17 protein-coding genes are annotated in these 19,374 nt (G+C 65.2%); 1 reads left to right on the top strand and 16 read right to left on the bottom strand.

What is annotated here, in order from left to right:
• Nucleotides 1-47: 47 nt before the first annotated feature.
• From C0617_RS04560 to gspC, 16 genes are all read right to left on the bottom strand, one after another.
• Complete coding sequence (locus tag C0617_RS04560) at nucleotides 48-833, bottom strand: formylglycine-generating enzyme family protein (RefSeq protein WP_291315832.1); 786 nt, start codon at nucleotides 831-833, stop codon at nucleotides 48-50.
• A gap of 63 nt (nucleotides 834-896) precedes the next feature.
• Nucleotides 897-1,133 (bottom strand): hypothetical protein, encoded by a 237-nt coding sequence (locus tag C0617_RS04555; RefSeq protein ID WP_291315831.1) that lies wholly within the window; start codon nucleotides 1,131-1,133, stop codon nucleotides 897-899.
• 21 nt (nucleotides 1,134-1,154) lie between these two features.
• On the bottom strand, nucleotides 1,155-3,602 hold the full coding sequence (gene lon, locus C0617_RS04550) for an endopeptidase La (protein WP_291315830.1): 2,448 nt from the start codon (nucleotides 3,600-3,602) through the stop codon (nucleotides 1,155-1,157).
• A gap of 73 nt (nucleotides 3,603-3,675) precedes the next feature.
• Complete coding sequence (locus tag C0617_RS04545; protein ID WP_291315829.1) at nucleotides 3,676-4,683, bottom strand: DUF3187 family protein; 1,008 nt, start codon at nucleotides 4,681-4,683, stop codon at nucleotides 3,676-3,678.
• 8 nt (nucleotides 4,684-4,691) lie between these two features.
• A complete protein-coding gene (gspN, locus tag C0617_RS04540) occupies nucleotides 4,692-5,585 on the bottom strand; it encodes a type II secretion system protein GspN (RefSeq protein WP_291315828.1) in 894 nt (297 codons plus the stop codon).
• On the bottom strand, nucleotides 5,582-6,109 hold the full coding sequence (gene gspM, locus C0617_RS04535; protein WP_291315827.1) for a type II secretion system protein GspM: 528 nt from the start codon (nucleotides 6,107-6,109) through the stop codon (nucleotides 5,582-5,584). The genes gspN and gspM overlap by 4 nt, the downstream gene beginning before the upstream one ends.
• Nucleotides 6,106-7,506, bottom strand: coding sequence for a GspL/Epsl periplasmic domain-containing protein (locus tag C0617_RS04530; protein WP_291315826.1), 1,401 nt, complete (start codon nucleotides 7,504-7,506; stop codon nucleotides 6,106-6,108). Before C0617_RS04530 ends, gspM begins: the two co-directional genes overlap by 4 nt.
• Nucleotides 7,507-7,512: 6 nt before the next feature.
• A complete protein-coding gene (gene gspK / locus C0617_RS04525; RefSeq protein WP_291315825.1) occupies nucleotides 7,513-8,454 on the bottom strand; it encodes a type II secretion system minor pseudopilin GspK in 942 nt (313 codons plus the stop codon).
• Complete coding sequence (locus tag C0617_RS04520; RefSeq protein ID WP_291315824.1) at nucleotides 8,454-9,101, bottom strand: type II secretion system protein GspJ; 648 nt, start codon at nucleotides 9,099-9,101, stop codon at nucleotides 8,454-8,456. The genes gspK and C0617_RS04520 overlap by 1 nt, the downstream gene beginning before the upstream one ends.
• Before the next feature lie 7 nt (nucleotides 9,102-9,108).
• Entirely contained in the window at nucleotides 9,109-9,507 is a 399-nt protein-coding gene (locus C0617_RS04515; RefSeq protein WP_291315823.1) for a prepilin-type N-terminal cleavage/methylation domain-containing protein, read from the bottom strand.
• Nucleotides 9,485-10,000: a prepilin-type N-terminal cleavage/methylation domain-containing protein gene (locus C0617_RS04510; protein ID WP_291315822.1), complete on the bottom strand. Its 516-nt coding sequence runs from the start codon at nucleotides 9,998-10,000 to the stop codon at nucleotides 9,485-9,487. The genes C0617_RS04515 and C0617_RS04510 overlap by 23 nt, the downstream gene beginning before the upstream one ends.
• Nucleotides 9,969-10,409: a type II secretion system major pseudopilin GspG gene (gene gspG / locus C0617_RS04505; RefSeq protein ID WP_291315821.1), complete on the bottom strand. Its 441-nt coding sequence runs from the start codon at nucleotides 10,407-10,409 to the stop codon at nucleotides 9,969-9,971. Before gspG ends, C0617_RS04510 begins: the two co-directional genes overlap by 32 nt.
• Before the next feature lie 60 nt (nucleotides 10,410-10,469).
• Nucleotides 10,470-11,690, bottom strand: coding sequence for a type II secretion system inner membrane protein GspF (gspF, locus tag C0617_RS04500; RefSeq protein WP_291315820.1), 1,221 nt, complete (start codon nucleotides 11,688-11,690; stop codon nucleotides 10,470-10,472).
• A gap of 1 nt (nucleotide 11,691) precedes the next feature.
• The gene (gene gspE / locus C0617_RS04495; RefSeq protein WP_291315819.1) at nucleotides 11,692-13,392 is read right to left on the bottom strand and encodes a type II secretion system ATPase GspE; all 1,701 of its coding nucleotides are present in this window, start codon (nucleotides 13,390-13,392) and stop codon (nucleotides 11,692-11,694) included.
• A 4-nt stretch (nucleotides 13,393-13,396) separates the two neighbouring features.
• Nucleotides 13,397-15,466, bottom strand: a complete 2,070-nt coding sequence (gene gspD / locus C0617_RS04490; protein WP_291315818.1) for a type II secretion system secretin GspD — start codon at nucleotides 15,464-15,466, stop codon at nucleotides 13,397-13,399.
• 16 nt (nucleotides 15,467-15,482) lie between these two features.
• Nucleotides 15,483-16,397 (bottom strand): type II secretion system protein GspC, encoded by a 915-nt coding sequence (gene gspC, locus C0617_RS04485; protein ID WP_291315817.1) that lies wholly within the window; start codon nucleotides 16,395-16,397, stop codon nucleotides 15,483-15,485.
• Nucleotides 16,398-16,599: 202 nt separating this feature from the next.
• Between gspC and polA the strand changes: the two genes are divergently transcribed.
• Complete coding sequence (gene polA / locus C0617_RS04480; RefSeq protein ID WP_291315816.1) at nucleotides 16,600-19,275, top strand: DNA polymerase I; 2,676 nt, start codon at nucleotides 16,600-16,602, stop codon at nucleotides 19,273-19,275.
• Nucleotides 19,276-19,374: the final 99 nt, after the last annotated feature.

Genomic DNA, 19,374 nt, shown 5'->3' with positions numbered 1-19,374 from the left:
TCGTTGCAGTGTCGGGACAAGGAGCGGTCCGTCCACAGGGTGAAGGCTCAGGGGACGGCGGGAAAGGCGATCCGGAACCCGGTGGAGTAGTGGCGGGTGTCGAAATCAGTCCTGCCGCGGACGGTCGAGCGCAGGAACCGGGGGTTGATGCTCCAGCTTCCGCCGCGCTTGACGCTGTAGGTACCTTCAACTGGGCCCTGGGGGTTGTTGCGGGGACTGGTTGCATAGTAGTCTTCCCCGTACAGGTCGGAGCTGAATTCCCACACATTGCCGCTCATGTCGAACAACCCCAGCCCGTTCGGGCGTTTCTGCCCGACCGGTTGGGTGCTTCCCCCTCCGGTGCGGTCGAACCAGGCCACCTCCGACGGCTGGTCGCTGCCGCAGAAAGGCTCCCTTTTTCCCCCGCTGCGGCAGGCGTATTCCCACTCGGCCTCGGTCGGCAGGCGGTAGCCCCTGCCGCTTTTGCGATTCAGTCTCTCGATGAACTCCCGGGCGTCGTCGATGGAGACCTGCTCCACGGGATGGTCGTCGCCCTTCTGGAAATAGGCCGGGTTCTCGCCCATCACCGCTTTCCACTGCCCCTGGGTGACCTCGTACTTGCCCATGTAGAAGGCGTCGAGGCACACCTCGTGCACCGGCCCTTCACTTTTGCTTCCGCTCTCCCACAGGTCCCCCATGGGAAAGCACCCCGCTGGGGCCAGCACGAACTCCATTCCGGTGGTGAGGTCCCTGGCGTAGTTCGCGGGCGCCATCTGTTGCTTGTTGCCGGCGCAGCCGGCGGCCAGAAGTGCCGCCACGATCCCGATCCATATCCACAGAGGTTTTGCTGCCATTGTTCCTTCCTTTCCCGGTGATGCAGGCTGAGGGGCCAGTGGGGCGAGCTCCGGGTTGTCGAATCAGCCCTGGTTTCCCCCGGCCGGGGCGCCGCTCATCATGCTGGCCAGTTGCAGCAGTTGCTGCAGGTCCATGCCGCTGTCCTTGAGGATGCCGAGAAAGACGGGCAAAAGCTGGGTCAGAAAGCCTGGGTCCTGCATGGCGTCTTTGGCCAGTTCGGGCAGGGTTTCCAAGATAAAGGCTTTTTTCTCATCCGCGCCGAGGGCCAGAACCGCCCCCTTCAATTCGTCGATAGTCATGTCGCTGTCCTGCTCCTGTGTTTAAGGCTTGGGTTTGCGGGCGCCTGTGCGGCGGGGTGCACCGAATGCAACCCGTTGGACATCCCTGTATTCACGGGCATAGTGGATCTCGATCCCCTCGCGAAGGTAATCGGGAAGCTCGTCGAAGTCCTTGCGGTTGGCCTCGGGAAAGATCAGGGTCGAAAGGCCGGCGCGGCGGGCGGCGATGGTCTTTTCCTTGACCCCGCCGATGGGCAGCACCCGCCCGGTGAGGCTCAGCTCGCCGGTCATGCCGAGTTTTTTGCGCACCGGCTTGCCGGTGATCATGGAGACCAGCGCGGTGGTCATGGTGACCCCGGCGGAGGGGCCGTCCGTGGGGGTGGCCCCGGCAGGGACGTGAAGGTGTACGAAGTGGGTGTCGAAGAAGTCGGCTTCGGCCCCGTACCCCTGGAGATGGGCCATGACGTAGGAGTAGGCGATCTCCGAGCTCTCCACCATGACGTCGCCGAGCTGTCCGGTCTGCTTGAACCCCTTGGCCTTACTCGGCACCGCGGTCGCCTCGATCTGGAGGGTCGCCCCCCCGAGGCTCGTCCAGGCCAGGCCGGTAACGATCCCGGGGGCCTCTTCGAAGAGGTCTTCTCCGGCGAAGAGCGGCTGTCCGAGGTATTCCACAAGGTCCCGCCGGGCGATGACGATCTTCTCTTCGCGTCCCTTGGCGAACGCCATGGCCGCCTTGCGCATGATTTTCTTGATGTGGTTCTCCAGGCCGCGCACGCCTGCCTCGCGGGCCCAGCCGTCGATGATCGCACGGAGGGCGTCCTTGCGGATCGTGACCCGTCCCTTCTCGAGGCCGTGGTTTTTTGTCGCCTTGGGGATCAGGTAGCGGCGGGCGATCTCCACCTTCTCCTCGAGGATGTAGCCGGAGAGCCGGATGATCTCCATGCGGTCGAGCAGGGGAGCGGGAATGGTGTCGAGCTGGTTGGCGGTGGCCACGAACATGACGTTGGAGAGGTCGAAGGGGACGTCGAGGTAGTGGTCGCGGAAGGCCGCGTTCTGCTCCGGGTCGAGGACCTCGAGCAGGGCCGAGGCGGGGTCGCCCTGGAAGGAGGCGCCGATCTTGTCGATCTCGTCGAGCATGAGGACCGGGTTGGCGGTACCGGCGCTCTTCATCGACTGGATGAATTTGCCGGGCATGGCGCCGATATAGGTGCGGCGGTGGCCCTTGATCTCGGCCTCGTCGCGCATCCCTCCGAGGGAGAAGCGGAAAAAGGTGCGGCCGAGGGCGTCTGCGATGGAGCGTCCGACGCTCGTCTTGCCGACCCCGGGCGGTCCCACAAGGCAGAGGATGGAGCCGGAGATGTCCCCCTTCATCTTGCCCACGGCAATGAACTCGAGGATGCGCTCCTTGACGTCCTCCAGGCCGTAATGGTCCCGGTCGAGGACCCGGCGGGCCCGGTCGATGTTGTAGGAATCCTTGCTGAATTTGCCCCAGGGCAGGATGGTGAGCCAGTCGAGGTAGTTGCGGCTGACGTTGTATTCGGGCGAGGAGGGTTCGATGAGCTGCAGCTTCTCGAGTTCCTCTTCGACGGTCTTCTGGGCCTCGGCGTCGAGGGTCAGCCCCTTGAGGCGCTCCCGGAACTTTTCGATCTCGGTGGTTTTGCCCTCTTTCTCCAGGCCGAGCTCTTTTTTGATCGCCTTGAGCTGCTCCTTGAGAAAGAACTCCCTCTGGTGGGCGGAGACCTTCTCCTCGATCTGTCTGCTGATCTTGGTCTGCAGGCGCGAGACTTCGAGTTCCTTCTTGAGCAGGACCAGGACCCGGTCGATGCGCTTGCGCACGTCGAAGGTCTCGAGGATGCCCTGCAGTTCCTGGCCGTCAGCGCTGGTCAGGTTGGCCGCGAAGTCGGCCAGGCGCCCGGGGTCGTCCATGCTGGAGCGGTTGAGAAAGAGCTTGATCTCCTCCGAGTAGAGGGGGTTGATCTGTACCAACTCCTTCAGGGTGCTGAGAATGGCCATGGAGTAGGCCTTGAGCTCCGGGTTGACCGAAAGCTCGGCCTCGGGGTGGTGGTGGGCCAGGGCGAAGAGTCCCTGGTCGGTCTCGGTCACCTCTTCGAGAGAGAAGCGCTGGAGGCAGTTGACGAGGATGTGGATGCTCTCCTCGTCGGCGTGGATCACCTTGAGGATCTTGCCGGCCACCCCGACCGTGTGCAGGTTTTCGGGGCCGTCCTCGGCCTCCAGGTCCATGACCAGGACCAGGCCGATGGCCTGGGAGGGGGTGTCGAGGGCCCGCTTGACCGGCGCCATCTGCTCCTTGCCGGCGAGAGCCATGGGGATGAGGATGCCGGGAAAGGCGGGCCGGGGCCGCAGGGGGACGATGGGCAGGCCGGAGGGGAGCATCTCGGCGGCGACCACCAGGCTGCCTTCGGACTCGTCCTCTCCGGGCTCGACCCCGTTCAGTTCGGCGTCGATCATCGGGTCTTGCTCTTCACTCATGGGGCGGGGCTCCTTGGGGCAGTGCGCTGTTGTCCCAAAAACTAGTAATCCGTGAGCCGGTTGTCAACCGTCTCTAGAAATTGTGGCGCAGGGCGAAGTGGAAAACCGCGTCCGGGGCGGTGTTGACAGCGATGTCCTCAACGACGGCGATGTCCAGTGCCGTCTCCGGCGCCAGTCCCAGGGTGCCGCCCATGACGACCTGCATGGAGGGGAAGTCGACCTCCTCGAAGTCGCTGCCGCCGTAGAAGGAGGTGTGGCCGTCCAGCTGGAGCTTGAAGGCCAGCCAGGGCAGGGGGGCCCAGCCCGCGCCCAGAGCGCCGAACCCGGCGGCCTGGTTCTGCTGCTGCGGCAGCAGGTCGCCTTCGGTCATCAGGAGCAGGCCGCCCCCGCCCCAGGCCCGGATCGGTCCCCAGGACGACAGGGTGGCGAGGCTGCCGCTCAGACCGAAGGCCAGGTCGGTGCTGCCGCTGCCGAGCAGGCGGTCGCTGTCCCCGGTGGGCAGCTTGAGGCTTCCGAAGACGGTGGCCGAGCGCAGTCCGCCCTCCTCCTCGTAAAGTTGCCAGGCGCCCGACAGGCGCACGTCCCCGAGGCCTTCGGCGTTCTCCTCCAGGGCGATCTCCTGCCGGCCGTCTCGGACGTAGCTGTACAGGAGCCGGTTGCGGGGGGCCTTGTCCCGGCCTCCCTGGGGCAGGCCGAACAGGTCGTGGAAGTCTTCGATGAAGCCGTCGAGAAAGCCTCCGCGGTGGCTGATGTAGGGGATGTCGGCCCGCACTTCCAGGGTCGGGGAAAGGCCGCAGCGCAGGGCGAGGTCGAAGCGGTAGGTCTCCCCGTCGAGCACGATCTGCTCCCGGTCCCTGGTGCTTTCGGTGTAGTTGCTGGCGAGGTCGACGGTCAGCAGGGCGGAAGTGCGGCCTGCGGGCAGTCGCTTCGCATCGGGCAGGGGAGGCAGCCCGTAGCCCAGAACGAGGGGGCTGCGGTTGGCGGTTTGGAAGGGCGTGAGCTCCAGGGGCCAGGCGCGCGCCGGTCCGAGGAGCAGGGTCAGGCCGGCCAGGAGCAAGAGGGCGGATCGAATCCCTGTCATGAAAACCTTTATATGCGGGGTTTGGCCAATGTGCCGCCGACCCGCAGCCGGTAGGATCCGTCCCGGTTTTTCTTGGCGAAGAGTCCCAGCAGGTCTGCAAGCCCCTTGTCGAGGGCCTGGCCCGGGCGCAGGGCGAGGTTCAGGGAAAGGCGGCTGCGGCCCAGCGGTTCGGTGAGGATGACGGTCCCCGTGCCCGAGGCGTCGAGGTCCCCGCCGCTCGATTCGAGCTTCTCGATCTTGAAGGTCTTGCCTTTGCCCGTCCCGAGGAGTTGGACGCTGCCGAGGGAGAGGCTGTCCTGGGGGGAGCCGACGGACCCGAGCCCCGAGATCTCTGCCCGCTCCAGATTGAGTTCGAGCCTGGAGTTCTTGGCCTGGTGCAGGGGGAGGCGGCCGCGGAAAGAGCCTTTGCTCAGGGTCGCGGCGACGGCCAGGGAGGACCCCGCCATCAGGGGCGCGGAATAGCTGACCTGCTCCAACTGTGCCTCGACCTCGCCGTTGCGGAGCGCGGTCCCGCCCACGGTCCCTCCCAGGAGCCGGGCGTCGAAGGCGATCCCGGGGTCGTCCCCCATGAGGGTGCTCCAAAGGGGCTTGACCCGAAGGGCGCTGAGCTCAGGCGCGGAGACGGGGAGGGCCTCGTCCTGCAGAACCGCCTTGCGGGCCGAGAGCCCGGGGGGAAAGAGCAGGCGAAGGCCGCTCAGGTCGAGCTCGACGCCGGTTCCCCGAGCGACCTCGTATTCGATGCGCTCTTCAAGGGCTGATTCGGGGAAGAGCATGTAAAAGCTCGCCACCAGGGCCATCAGCAGGACGCAGGCTGCGAGGAGGTGGCGCCGGACGGAGGAGCCGGCGGCGGAGGGTGAATCCGCAGTTTGGTTGGCGCCGCGCAGGCGGGGAAAAATTCTCATGCGTTTCTCCGGAAGGACGAAATGGTCAGCACCGCGTCGAGCTCGGTGCGGTCGTCGAAGCGGGGCTTAAGGCGCAGGTTCTTCACCTTGAGGTAGGCTTTGGCGGTGTCGATGCGGTAGAGCAGGTTGACCACCTGGTCGAGGCGGATCTTCTCCAGCTTGATCTCCACCGACTCCTCTTTGAAGTCGTCCTGGACGCCGGCGGGCTGGGGGCGCATGTAGACCAGATTCCCCTTGGCCGCCACCTCGGCGGTCAGGCCCTCGACGAAGGAGAAGAGGGAAAATGCCTGGCCGCTGTCGAGGCGTTTTTCCGCCTCGGCCACCCGCTGCTGGAGTTGGAGGTAGTCCTGGCGCATGGCCTGAACCTCCTGCAGCTGCCGCTGGCGGGTGGCGATCTGGGCGTCGAGGCGGGCTGTTCCTTCGCGGTAGGGCTCGAACACCGCCAGGTAGAGGACGGTGGCCAGGACCACCAGGCCGCCCGCCGCCAAGGCGATACGGTCGCGCTGACTGAGTTGGGATATCATTGTTCGGCCTTCTCCTTGATCAGGGCCAGGGTGATGCGAAAATCGACCCGGCGGCCGTCGAGGCTCATTTTGGCGTCGGAGATCTGAGCCTCGTGGAAGAGGGGGGACTGTTCGAGGCTCTTGGATATCTGGTTGATGGCGTCAAAGGAGGTGGTGTGACCCTCCATGCGGACCGTCTCCGGGCTGTAGTTCCAGTCCCGGATGTCGATGGTGATCTCCTCGGGAAGTTTTCTGGAGATCTCCTGGAGAATCGCCAGGGGGGAGGACTGGGCGGCGGCGCCGATGGTGCGGCTGCGCTTGCGCAGTTCGCTGATGCCGCTCTGCATCTGCAGGGGAACGTCGACGATGGTCTTGGCCTTGGGAAAGACCTTTTTGTAGACCCGGACCATCTCCTGCTTCAGGCCCTCGGTGCGGTCGGCCTTGTGGGAATAGTTGAGATAGGCGGCGCCGGCCAGGCTCGCCGCGGAGAGGGTCAGGAGGACGGCCGCCGCGATGAGTCCGTTCTTGAGGGCAGACCACTCGCTGCTCAGGGCGAAGGCCCCCTTGCGGAAGTTGAATTCCCGCTCCTTCTCCGGGATCGCGGCGCGCAGGGCGAGGGCCGCAACGGGGAGCATCTCCGGCTCGAGGGGCCGCCCTTCGAGGGAGAGGTCGGGGATTGCGGCCTCGACGCCCTCGGCTCGCAGGGCCTCGACCAGGGCTGGGGCGGCGCCGGAGCCGATCAGGTGAAAGGGCAACCCGTCCCGCCCCGCGGCCCTTTGAAGGGCCGAGGCCTCCCGCAGCAGCGAGGGGACCAGGCCCTGTTCGGTCCCGCCGCTCGCGGCCGGAAGGAGCCGGTAGCTGCTCGGGCGCCCTTCGAGGACCAGGGCGAGGGTGGTCTCGGCCTCGGTGAGGCTGACCAGAAGGCCGTCGGCAAGAGCGCCGCGCAGACCCGCGGCATAGGCGAAGGGGGCGAGGTCGAGCACCTGCAGCGGCAGGCCGGCCTCTTCGAAGGTTTCCACGAGGGGGCGGATGGCCTCGTTTCGGCCCGCGGCTGCGGCGACGGTGAAGGCCCCCCCGGCGGCCAGCGGTTTCTGGAAGTCGGCGGTGCAATCCTCTTCGGGGACGGGCAACTGGGCGGAGAGTTCGAAGCTGAGGGCGGCCTCGATCTTCTTCAGGTCGGCGAAGGGAAAGGACAGCCAGCGTGCGAAGCCCTCCCCGGCGGGCAGGGCGGCGGCGAGGCGGTCTCCGTAGCGCGGCGGTCCGCCGACTGCCTTGCGCAGTTTCTGCAGCAGTTCTTCCCGGTCTGCGTAGGGCTGGCTCGTAGCCGAGACCAGGGTGGCCTGCCCCTTGTCGCTGGCGGCAATGGCGACCCGCAGGTGCCGGCTGTCGATGTCGATTCCGATAAAGCGTTTGGCCATGACTGGTCAGTTCACTTTCACAAAGAGGAGTTTGTCGCCGTCCTTGGTGACGATCGCGTCCACCTCCCGGCTGCCGTCGTTTACCCAGGCCTCCGTCGTGATCCGGTAGGTGTCGCTCTTCACCGTGAAGGGGTCCCGAAGCAGGTTTTCAAGCCCCGGCAGGCTGTTCAGCCCCTTCAGGTCCTGGCTGCTCCGGAAAGGTTTCGATTCGCGGAGTTCGATAATGGCCTCGGCCGCCGCCTCGTCGATGAGCGGGTCTTCCGACAGGGACATCAGCACCTGGGCGCTGGCGGTGTTGACGTTGATCTTCTCCCCGCCGTAGACCGTGATGTGCGGCGTGACCAGGCCGATGACCTCCGGGGTGAAGCCCCGCACCCTGGCGAGTTCGCCGAGGGTGCTCAGACTGCCGTTCTTGGTCGGGTATGGCGGGTCGAGGCGCAAATAGTGTTCGTCCTCGGCGCCGTAGCCGCGCAGGTCGTAGATCTCTTCGTCCTCGTCGATCCAGTCGATGAGGGCCGCGGTCAGATCCTCTCCCTCCTCGATTTCCAGGATCTCGAAAAGGCGCAGCAGGCGGTCGATGGCGGCGGGGTTGGGGTTGATCCCGTCGCTCAGCACGAGGCGGTTGAGGTCCAGCCGGCCCCCGAGGTCCTCGATGGTGACCGAGACCGAGCCGCCGCCCACCGGGAAGGTGCCCATTCCCTGGCTCCACAGCTCCTCCGGGTCGTTGCGGGCGTCGTAGCCGTTGCGGTCGTTCTGGAGGATGATGCGCCCGGCCCGCACCCCCCCCTTGGCGAGGTAGTAGGCCTTGGTGCTGTCCCGAAAGGTTTCGGTGAGCCGCAGGTCCACCAGGGTGGAGAAGGCGAACTCGGTCAGCAGGGATGTCAGCAGGGCCACCACCACGAGGACCAGCAGCAAAACCGTGCCTTCTTCATTGCGCAGAGCTTTCATCACTGCACCCCGATCGCCGGCACTTCGAAGGTCGAGCGAAAGGGGACGCTCTGCTCTCCGGCAGCCAGTTCGAGCAGGACCTCCATCATCTGCGGGAGCCTCTCCTCCTCGGCGTCCCACTCCTCGTACCATACGTCGTTGCGGTAGAAGCGCACCCTCATCCCGGTGATGCCCGTCGCCAGGCGGTAGGTCGGCCGGTCCTCGCCGTCGGTATCGAACAGGGGGTATTCGCTGCGCAGCAGGACCTTTTTGCCCTCGTCCCGCCCGGGATCCCCTTCAAGGCGATAGCGCACGACAACGATGCCGGCACCCGGCCCGCTCTGCGGGCTGACCGCGGTGGTGGAGAGGATCAGAAAGGGGTCGCCGTCCGCGTCCACCCCGCCCTCGAAGCGGGTCCGGGGGTCGCGATTGTTGTAGAATGTGCCCCGGATTTCCCGGCCGATGCGGTCGAACAGGACCCTGGCCTGGTGGTAGCCCTCGCCCTCGGACTCCATGCGGTCCTTGGCCCGGCTCACCGAGGTGAAGACCCCGTAGATGGTCAGCAGCACGACGGTGGTGATGGTCACCGCGAGCATGACCTCCAGCAGGGTAAAACCCTTTTCGCTTCGTGCCGTGGCCGAAGCGGGTGCGAAATTGCGGTCCGGCATCGAGTCCTCAGGAGCCCGGCGGGCCGGAAAGGAGGAATGAATTGAGGTCCACCGCCTCGTTTTTCTTCTCCTCCCCCCACAGGACGGTCACGGTGACCATCTTGACGTCCGTCAGGGGGGTGCCCTCGTATCGGGTCCGCCAGCGGTATCCGTCGAAGGGGGCCTCGAAGCCGTCCTCCTTTTCCAGAAAGTCGAGACGGCCCAGCTCGGCTTCGAACTCGATCTCGGTCATCTTCTCCTGGGCCAGGAGGGTGGCCTGGGTGATCTTCTGCAGGCGGGCGTTGACGCCGATAGAGCGGTTGCCCAGCCCCAGGAGAGTGACCAGGGCGATGCTGATGATAGCCAGGGCGATCATGGCTTCGAGCAGAGTGAAGCCGCCGGCCTTAGAACTCGAGGTAGCCTTCATGGACCTCCGTCGACCCGGTGAACGGGTTGATCCTCAGGGTCAGGGCCTTGCCCCGGTCGTTTTCCAGGTGGACCACCGTCTCGTCCAGCCAGCCCACCGGGTGGATGGAGGTGGTAACTTCCCCGGTGCTGAATTTCCCTCTCCCCGTCACCTGGACGTCCTTGAATCGAACGCCCCCCTTGAGCCGCTGCTGGCGGCCGGTGCCGGTGACCGCGACCAACTCCCCGTTGCTCTCGAGCTTCTTGGCGCCGAAGGTGTCACGGTCGAGGTCGTAGGTCAGCCGGTACTCCAGGCGGTCCAGGGCCGACTCGTTGAACAGGTACTTGACCGTTCCTGCAATGCGGCGGGCAGAGCCGGAGAGCTCGTTCTGGCCGAGGCCGGTAAGGGTCGGCAGGGTCAGCATGGAAAAAAGGCTGACCAGCAGGACGACCAGCGCCAGTTCGACCAGGGTGAAGCCGGCCCTATTCCAGGTTCCAGCTTTCAATGTCGGCATTCTTTCCCTCGCCTCCCTGCTCGCCGTCGGCGCCGTAGGAGATGATGTCGAAATCCCCGTGGATGCCCGGCGAAAGGAAGACGTACTCGCTGCTCCAGGGGTCGAGGGGGACCTTCTTCAGGTAGCCCCCGTCCCGGTACTTGGCCGGGATGCGGCCGACGGTCGGCTTGCTGGCCAGCGCCTGAAGGCCCTGTTCCGTGGAAGGGTAGGAGCCGTTGTCGAGCTTGTAGAGCCCCAGGGCCTCCTCGAGGCTCTTGATCTGCACCGCGGCCTTTGTGCGGCGGGCCTCCTCCGGGCGGTCCAGCAACCGGGGGACGACGATCCCGGCGAGAATGCCGAGGATGACCACCACAACCATGATCTCGATCAGGGTGAAGCCGCGGGAATTGCTCAGTACCGATTTTTTCATTCTTCTTCGCTCCTTGCTATCTCGATGTGTCTTAGAATTGAAACCAGCTGTCAGCTGCAGTTACCCCATCCCCTGGCTGGCCTGGAAGATCGGCAGAAGGATCGCCATCACGATGAAGCCGACGACGCTGCCCATGAGCAGGATCATCAGGGGTTCGAGCAGCGAGAGCATGGCGGTGATCGAGAGATCGACCTGGTGCTCGTACGACTCGGCGACCCGGAACAGCATCTGCTCCATCTCCCCGCTCTTCTCTCCTACCGCGGCCATCTGGGCCACCATCGGAGGGAAGACCCCCGAGCGCTTGAGCGGAGCGGCCAGCCCCTCGCCCTCGCGGACGCAGACCGCCGTCTCCTCGATGGCGTTGAACAGCACCCGGTTCTGGAGCAGGTTCTTGGCGATGTCCAAGGCCCCGAGCAGGGGCACCCCGCTCTGGAGCAGGGTCCCGAGTGTGCGGGCGAAGCGCGAGGTGGCGATCAGCAGGTTGAGCTTGCCGAACAGGGGAAGGCGCAGGGCCAGCCGGTCGAGCTTCTCCCGGCCCCGCTCGGTGCGCACGTAGCGGAGCGTGGCGATCGCCGCGGCCGCCAGGAGCAGGACCAGCACCCACCAGGTGGACATGAGCAGATCGCTGGCGCCGATCAGCAGCCGGGTTGGCAGGGGCAGGGCCTGGCCGAGGTCTTCCAGCATGCGCGTCACTTTGGGGACGACGAAGGCGAACATGAAGAAGAGGACTCCGACCCCGACCACCGCCATTAGGATCGGGTAGGCGGTGGCGGCCCGGATGCGGCTCTTCATCCGCGCCTGCTCCTCCTGGAAGTCGGCCAGTCGCTGCAGGACCTGGTCGAGAGTCCCGCTGTTCTCGCCGACCTGGACCATGTTCACATACAGGGGGGCGAAGATGCGGGGGAACTTGGCGAGTGCGGCGTTGAACGACTCGCCCTGGACCACGTCCTCGCGGACCTGGCCGATGGCGTGGGCGAGGGCGGCGTTCTCGAGTTGCCCGCCGACCGTGGCCAGCGCCTCGTCAAGGGGAAGGCCCGCCCCGAGCAGGGTGGAGAGCTGGCGGGTGGCGGCGGCGAGTTCGGCGGTCGGCACCTTCCTGGTGAGGCTCAGGCCCGACAGGGAGGGCTTGCCGGCCGCCGCGGCGTTCTGCTCCCGCAGTTCGGTCGGGTAGATCCCCTGGCCGCGCAGCTTTTGAAGGACCGCGCGTTTGCCCGTCGCCTCGACGACTCCCGAGACCTTTTTGCCGCCGGCGTTGAGGCCGGAATATTCGAAGAGGGCCACCCTAGATCTCCTCCTGGGTCACGCGAAGAACCTCCTCGATGGTCGTCTCGCCGGCAAGCGCCTTGGCCAGGCCGGCGTCGCGCAGGGTCTTCATCCACTTCTTGGTCGCCGCGGCCTTGATGCTGGCCGAATCCTTGTTCTGCAGCAGCAGGTCGCGGACCTGCTCGTCCACGGGAAGCAGTTCGTAGATCCCGGCCCGGCCGCGGTAGCCGATGTCCATGCACTGGGCGCAGCCTTTGCCGCGGTAGAATGTGGCTTCGCCGGGAACAGCCTTCTCCAGGCCCATCTCCCGCATCATCTCGGCGGTGGGGCGATAGGCTTCCTTGCAGGCGGGGCAGATCTTGCGCACCAGGCGCTGGGCCATGATGCCGACGATGGAGGAGGCGGCCAGGAACGGTTCGATACCCATCTCCACCAGGCGGGTCAGGGCGCTGGCGGCGTCGTTGGTGTGCAACGTGGAGAAGACCATGTGGCCGGTGAGGGCGGACTGCACTGCGATCTCCGCCGTCTCGCCGTCGCGGATCTCGCCGACCATGATGATGTCCGGGTCCTGGCGAAGGATCGAGCGCAGGCCGGCGGCGAAGGTCAGGTCGATCTTGGGGTTGACCTGGATCTGGCCGACTCCGGCCAGCTGGTACTCGATGGGGTCCTCGACGGTGATGATGTTCTTCTCCCGGCTGTTGAGCCGGGAGAGGGCCGCGTACAGGGTGGTGGTTTTTCCCGATCCGGTCGGGCCCGTCACCAGGAAGATGCCGTGGCTCTTGCCGATCATTCCCAGGGTCTGCTGGAGCAGGTCGGGGTCCATCCCGATCTCCTCCAGGGAGATGACGTTGGAGGATTTGTCGAGCAGGCGCATGACCACCCGCTCGCCGAAGGCGGTCGGCAGGGTCGAGACGCGTACGTCCACGTCCTTGCCGGCGATGCGTACGCTGAACCGGCCATCCTGGGGCAGGCGCTTTTCGGCGATGTTGAGGTTGGCCATGATCTTGATGCGCGAGGTGATGCTCGCCTGGGCCTTGTGGGGCGGGCGCAGCACCTCGTAAAGAATGCCGTCGATGCGGTAGCGGGCGATGAACTCGGACTCGAAGGGCTCGATGTGTATGTCGCTGGCGCGCTGCTTGTAGGCCTGGGGGATGAGGCTGTTGACGAAGCGGATGATCGGGGCTTCGTCGGAGACGTCGAGCAGGTCCTCGGGTTCGAACCCCCCGGCCAGCTCCCCGGCGCTCTCTCCGGAGATGTCCTCCACGAATTCCTGGGCTCCGCCGGCGCGGGTCTCGAAGGCGCGGTTGATGGCGCTCAGGATCTCCTCGGGCGGCGCCACCGCGACCTCCAACGGCGCCTTGGTGAGGGCGGCCAGGTCGTTGAGGGGGCGGCCGTCGAGAGGGTCGGCCATCGCCACCCGTATCGCGCCGTCCCGGCGCTCCAGGGGGAGGATGCGGTATTCCTTGGCGAAGCCGATCGGCACGAGGTCCAGCAGTTCGCTGTTGACTGCATCGGCGGGGATGGTCTCGAGGAAGGGCAGGTCCTGCTGTACGGCGAGGGCCCGGGCGAGGTCTGCGGCCGAAAGGGCCTTCATCCCCATCAGGATCTCGCCCAGCCGTTGGCTCTTCTCCCGTTGAGCCTCGAGGGCGTTTTCGATGGTATCCCGGCCGATCCCGCACTGCTCTTGCAGAATCTCGCCCAGAAGCCTCCAGCGCGTCATGGGGTTATTGCCCCCCATCGACCGATCGGTATCCCGACCATGTGCCGGCGGGCAGGGCCGCCGCGGGAAGGGACGAGCGCACCTTGTCGACCTGCATCTGGCTCATCACGTTCTTGCTGCGCAGGGTGATCTCGGTCAGATCCTCGGGGTTTCGAATGATGGTCGGGGTGATGAAGATCAGCAGGTTGGTCTTTGTCTCCTGCTTGAGCTTGCGCTTGAAGAGCCAGCCCAGGAAGGGGATGTCCCCGAGCAGAGGCGTCTTGGTGATCGTCTCCTGGATGTTGGTGTCGATGAGCCCGCCGAGAACAACCGTCTTGCCGTTCTCGGCAAGGACCGTGTTGCGCAGCAGGCGTTTGGTGAAGGTCGGTCCGACCTCGTCCACGTCCCCGACGCTGGACTGGGCGAGGTTGGTGATCTCCTGGTAGATGTTGAGCCGCACCAGGTCCCCCTCGGTGACCTGGGGGGTGAAGCGCAGGGTCAGGGCGACGTCCTTGCGCTCCACCGAGACGCTCTGGGCGCCGACGTTGGTCGTGTCGGTCAGGCGCTCGGTGATGATCGGTACGTTCTGCCCGACGACGATCTCCGCCTCCTCGTTGTCCGAGGTCAGCAGGCGCGGGGCGGAGAGGATGTTGACGTCGGTGTCGGTCTTGGAAATGTCGATAAGGGCCGACAGGGCCGGAATGGTGATTTCCTCGCCGTTCAGGGTGGTGGTGATGGGGCTGAACAGGCCGCCCAGAAGGATGCCGTCGATGGTCTGGGTCAGCAGGGAGGGGAATCCGGCGTCTCCGGTCGGCGCGAGGCTGCCCAGGCCCGTCGCCCCGCTGTTGAGGTTGCTGCTGCCGAAGACCACGCTGTCCGAGGATGTGGCCACCGCCCCCTGCAGGGAGGCGCCGAGTCTCTTGGTGGCGTCCATGGACAGTTCCAGGATCAGGGCCTCGACGAAGACCTGTTTGCGCTTGATGTCGAGCTGCCTGACGATGCCCTTGATGACCTCGTAGTCCTCCGTGTTGGAGTTGATGATCAGGGAGTTGGTCGGCTTGTCGGCGGTGATGCTGAGCGCCTCGGTGGTCAGAGCGGCGGCCTGGTTGGGCTGGGCCGTGCGGGTCGATTTGGCCTGGGTGCGGATGCCGGTCAGGATCTCGTTGAGGGTCTTGGCGAGGGATTCGGCGTCGGCGTTCTCCAGGTAGTAGACGTTGATGTTGGAGCGCTCCCGGGTCGGCTGCTGGTCGAGTTCCGCGACCAGGTCCTTGACCGCGGCGATGTCGTCGGAGTTGCCGATGACTATCAGGACGTTGGTCCGGGAGAAGGGGATGACCTTGCTGACCTCCTTCTCGCCGGCGGTCTTGACGTTCTTGGCCCGGGTACTCCGCGAGCTCTTGGCGGTGGTGGCTCCCTGGCTGATAACCTGGCTGGCGATCTTGGCCACCTCTTCGGCGGAGGCGTGTTGAAGGGGGATGACCTCCAGGAGGTCGAGGGAGCTCGGCTCGTCGAGTTCGCGGACGATCCTGACCAGGCGCTCGATGTTGGTTCCGCTGTCGGTGATGATCAGCGTATTGGTCGGCGGGTAGGCGACGATGTTGCTCGTCTTGGGGATCAGGGGGGCCAGCACCGTGCTCGCCATGACGTCGGCCTCGATGTTCTTGAGGCGGACCAGCCGGGTCACGAACTGCTCCGAAGCCCTCTTCCCGCTGCCGTCGATCACGGTGGGCAGGTTGTTTTCCTTGGCCTCGCGTGTCGGGATGATCTTGTTCACTTTGCCCGAGGGGATAAGCGTGTAGCCCTTGACGTTGAGCACGGTCAGGAAGAGCTGGTAGGCCTCGTCCATGGTCATCTCGTCGGGGGAGATGACGGTGACCTTGCCCTTGACCGACTCGTCGTAGAGGAAGTTCTTCCCGGTCAGTTCCGAAACCGTCTGGATCAGGTCGGGCAGGGTGATATCCTTGAAGTCGAGAGTCACCTTGTCGCTGCCGGGGACTTTCCTGGCGGAGCCCTTTGTCTCGGCGAGGACTCCCGTCGCCACGACCATGATCAGCAGGGCGGCGAGGGCTATGATGTTCAGTTTCCTAATGCTCATCACCTGGGAAAACCTCCTATTGGACATCGTATTCGAAATTCAGGTTCTGGCCGCTGCGCTGCAGGCCGATGCTGAGGTGTTTGGCCTCACGCAACTGCTGGAAGATCTGCAGGGCCTTTTCGGGGCTGTTCAGCTCCACCCCGTTGATCTGCTTGAGGATGTCCCCCCTCTTGATGCCGAGCCCCGCAAGCAGGTAGCGCGGCCGGAGCATGCGCACAGTGAATCCCTCGGTCTGGCCGTTGATGATGTTCGGCTCCATGCGGGCCTGCTTGAGAAGTTCCCCGATGTTGGTGCGGGCCTTCTCGGCCTCTTCCTTGGGGATGATCCAGCGGTTCTCGCCGGCCGGTATGATCTTGTAGCCCCCGGTCGTGGTCGTGGCCGCCTTGGAGGAGGAGCCCGGTCGGCCGGGTCGGGCGGTCGCCGCAGGGGCCTCCGGCGACTCTTCCTCGTAGAGGTGAAGGGTCTCCTCGGTGCCGTCGCTGTTCTTTATCCTGACCAGGCTGCGGGTGATTTCTTCGAGCTTCCCTCCCCCGGGGAGCTTGTCCCTCAGGCGGTAGGAGGCCGTCTCCCGGTTACCCATGAGCAGGGCCAGGGAATTTTCCCCCGCAGCCACGGTGCCGACCAGTTTCAGGTCGACGCGGGCCTGTGCCGGTTTGGCCGCCTTTTGTTTCGGCTTTTGCTCGGTGGCCAGGGTGCGGTTTGGGCGGGCGGTGGAGTCGAAAATGTTGCGCTGCAGGACCACTTCGTATTCCGCCAGGGCGGGCTTGCGCTCCGGCGCCGTGCGGACCTGGGCCGTTTCCTCGCCCGAGAGCAGGGGAGGGGTGAGATAGGTGCCGAGGACGGTCGCGGCCAGGTGCCCCAGGCAGATGCCGAGAAGGCCGGCCAGCAGGAGGTAGAACCAGGTCGAATATCTCTGTAAAAATGGCAACATCGAGGTCTCGGGTCGGGTCAGAGGGATGTCCGGAAAATTAAAAGCATAGCCTACAGGGTATTTTTTCAAAAATCAAGGATCTTGGGGGGCGCAGCGGGAGTCTGAAATCATTGAAAAAATCCCCCTTTGTCCTTTTGCTTTGACCTGTCCTGTGGAATAATTGCCAACGCTCAATCCACCCATTCCAAGCCGAGGTGACCAGATGTCCGACCAGCCCCAGAGGCTCTATCTCATCGACGGGTCCAGCTATATCTACCGGGCCTATTATGCTATCCGCCACCTCTCCAACAGCAAGGGCTTCGCCACCAACGCCGTCTACGGCTTTACCAACATGCTCCTCAAGGTTGTGCGCGAGCACGCCCCCGACCACCTGGCGGTGATCTTCGACGCCAAGGGGCCGACCTTCCGCAAGGAGATCTACCCCGAGTACAAGGCCAACCGTTCGGCGATGCCCGAGGACCTGGTGCCGCAGATCCCGATCATCAAGAAGACCGTCGAGGCCTTCAACATGCCGGCGCTGGAGTTGGACGGGTACGAGGCCGACGACATCATCGCCACCCTGGCGCGGCGCTTCGAGAAGGAGGGGATGGACGTTACCGTCGTCACCGGCGACAAGGACCTGATGCAGATCGTCTCCGATAAGGTGCGCCTGCTCGACACCATGAAGGACGTCGTCTCCGGACCCGCCGAGGTCGCCGAGCGTTTCGGCGGTTCCCCGGACAAGGTCGTCGAGGTGCAGGCGCTGGCCGGCGACTCCTCCGACAACGTCCCCGGGGTGCCGGGGATCGGGGAGAAGACCGCCGTGGTCCTGATCAAGGAGTACGGCGATCTCGAGACCCTCCTCGCCCGGGTCGACGAGATCAAGCAGCCGAAGCGCCGGGAGAACCTGATCGAGTTCGCCGAGCAGGCGCGCCTCTCTCACCGGCTCGTGACCCTCCTCGACGACGTCCCGATAGAGGCGGACTACGACGCCTTCGCCCTTTCGGAGCCGAACCGCGGGGCCCTTACCGCGATCTTCAAGGAGATGGAGTTCCACCGACTGATCCAGGAGTTCTCCGTCGAGGAGCGTTCGAGCGGCGAAGGCTACCGGGGCGTGCTGACCGAAGAGGACTTCGCGGCGCTGATCGAGAAGCTCGAGACGGCGGGGCGCATCGCCTTCGACACCGAGACGACGAGCCTCGACGCTACCCGCGCCGACCTGGTCGGCATCTCCTTCGCCGTCAAGGCCGGCGAGGCCTGGTACATTCCCCTCGCCCACCGCTACCTCGGGGCCCCCGCGCAGCTCGACCGCACCGCGGTCCTCGAGCGGCTGCGGCCGATTCTCGAGGACCCGAAGCGCCCGAAGGTCGCCCAGAACGCCAAGTACGACCTGCTGGTGCTGCGCCGCGCAGGGATCGAGGTGGCGGGGCTTGCGGCCGACACCATGGTCGCCTCCTACCTCGCCAACCCGGCGGCGACCTCTCACGGCATGGACGCCCTCGCCAGCGATCTTCTCGGCTACAAGACGATCAGCTACAGCGAGGTCGCAGGCAGCGGCAAGAACCAGGTCTGTTTCGACGAGGTCGAAATCGAGCGGGCGGTCCCCTACGCCGCCGAGGACGCCGACATCACCCTGCGCCTCGCAGGGGTGCTGCTGCCGAAGCTCGCCGAGACCGATCAGGAGAAGCTCTTCGCCGAGGTCGAGATGCCCCTCGTCAAAGTGCTCACCGACATGGAGACGGCCGGGGTGCGCATCGATGCCGACTTCCTTCATGGGTTGACCCGCGAGATGGAGATCAAGCTCGATGCCCTCGAGACGGAGATCCATCGGCTCGCCGGCGGCCCCTTTAACGTTGCCTCGCCGAAGCAGCTCGGCGAGGTTCTCTTCGAGCGCCTTGAGCTGCCGAAGGGAAAAAAGACCAAGACCGGCTGGTCCACCAACGTCGAGGTCCTTTCCAAGCTCGCCGAGGAGCAGCCGATTGCCGCCAAGATCCTCGACTTCCGTTCCCTGGCCAAGCTCAAGGGGACCTACACCGAGGCGTTGCCGAAGCTCGTCCACCCCGAGACCGGGCGCATCCACACCAGTTTCAACCAGGCGGTGACCGCCACCGGCCGCCTCTCTTCGAGCAACCCGAACCTGCAGAACATCCCCATCCGCACAGAGGAGGGCGGGCGCATCCGCGAGGCGTTCATTCCCGCAGAGGGGAACGTCCTGCTCGCCGCCGACTACTCCCAGGTCGAGCTGCGCATTCTCGCTCACATGGCCGCCGAGCCCGCTCTCAAAGAGGCTTTCCTGGCGGGCGAGGACATTCACGCGCGCACCGCCAGCGAGATCTTCGGCGTTTTCCCCGAGACCGTGACGTCGGAGATGCGCCGCCAGGCCAAGACGATCAACTTCGGCGTCCTCTACGGCATGGGAGCCTTCAGTCTCGCCAAGGACCTCGGTATCAGCAACAAGGAGGCGAAAATATTTATCGATAGTTACTTTGCCCGCTATCCCGGCATCCTCGACTTCATGGAGAGCAAGCGCCAGGAGGCCCGCGAGAAGCTTTACGTCACGACCATGCTCGGGCGGCGCTGCGCCGTTCCCGAGATCCATTCCAGGAACGGCGCGATTCGCGGCTACGCCGAGCGCAACGCCATCAACTATCCCATTCAGGGCTCGGCGGCCGACATCATCAAGGTCGCCATGGTGCACATCCACGAGCGGCTGGAGCGGGAGGGCCTGGGGGCGAAGATGGTGATCCAGGTGCACGACGAACTCGTCTTCGACGTGCCGAAGAAAGAGCTGGAGAGGGTTGAAAAGCTGGTCCGGAAGGAGATGGAGGGGGCGGTGCCCCTCGATGTGCCCCTGGTGGTGGATATGGGGGTGGGGGCGAACTGGCGCGAAGCGCATTAGGGACGCGTGGAGACCTGGGCTTTGGCTTGGGGGCCTTGTTTGCATGGGGAAAAACAGAGACTCAAAGGGCGGCGATTTGCCGCCCTTTTTTTTGGTCAA

Source organism: Desulfuromonas sp., assembly GCF_002868845.1.
GTDB lineage: Bacteria > Desulfobacterota > Desulfuromonadia > Desulfuromonadales > BM501 > BM501.
This window is presented reverse-complemented; position numbering and strand designations above follow the sequence as displayed.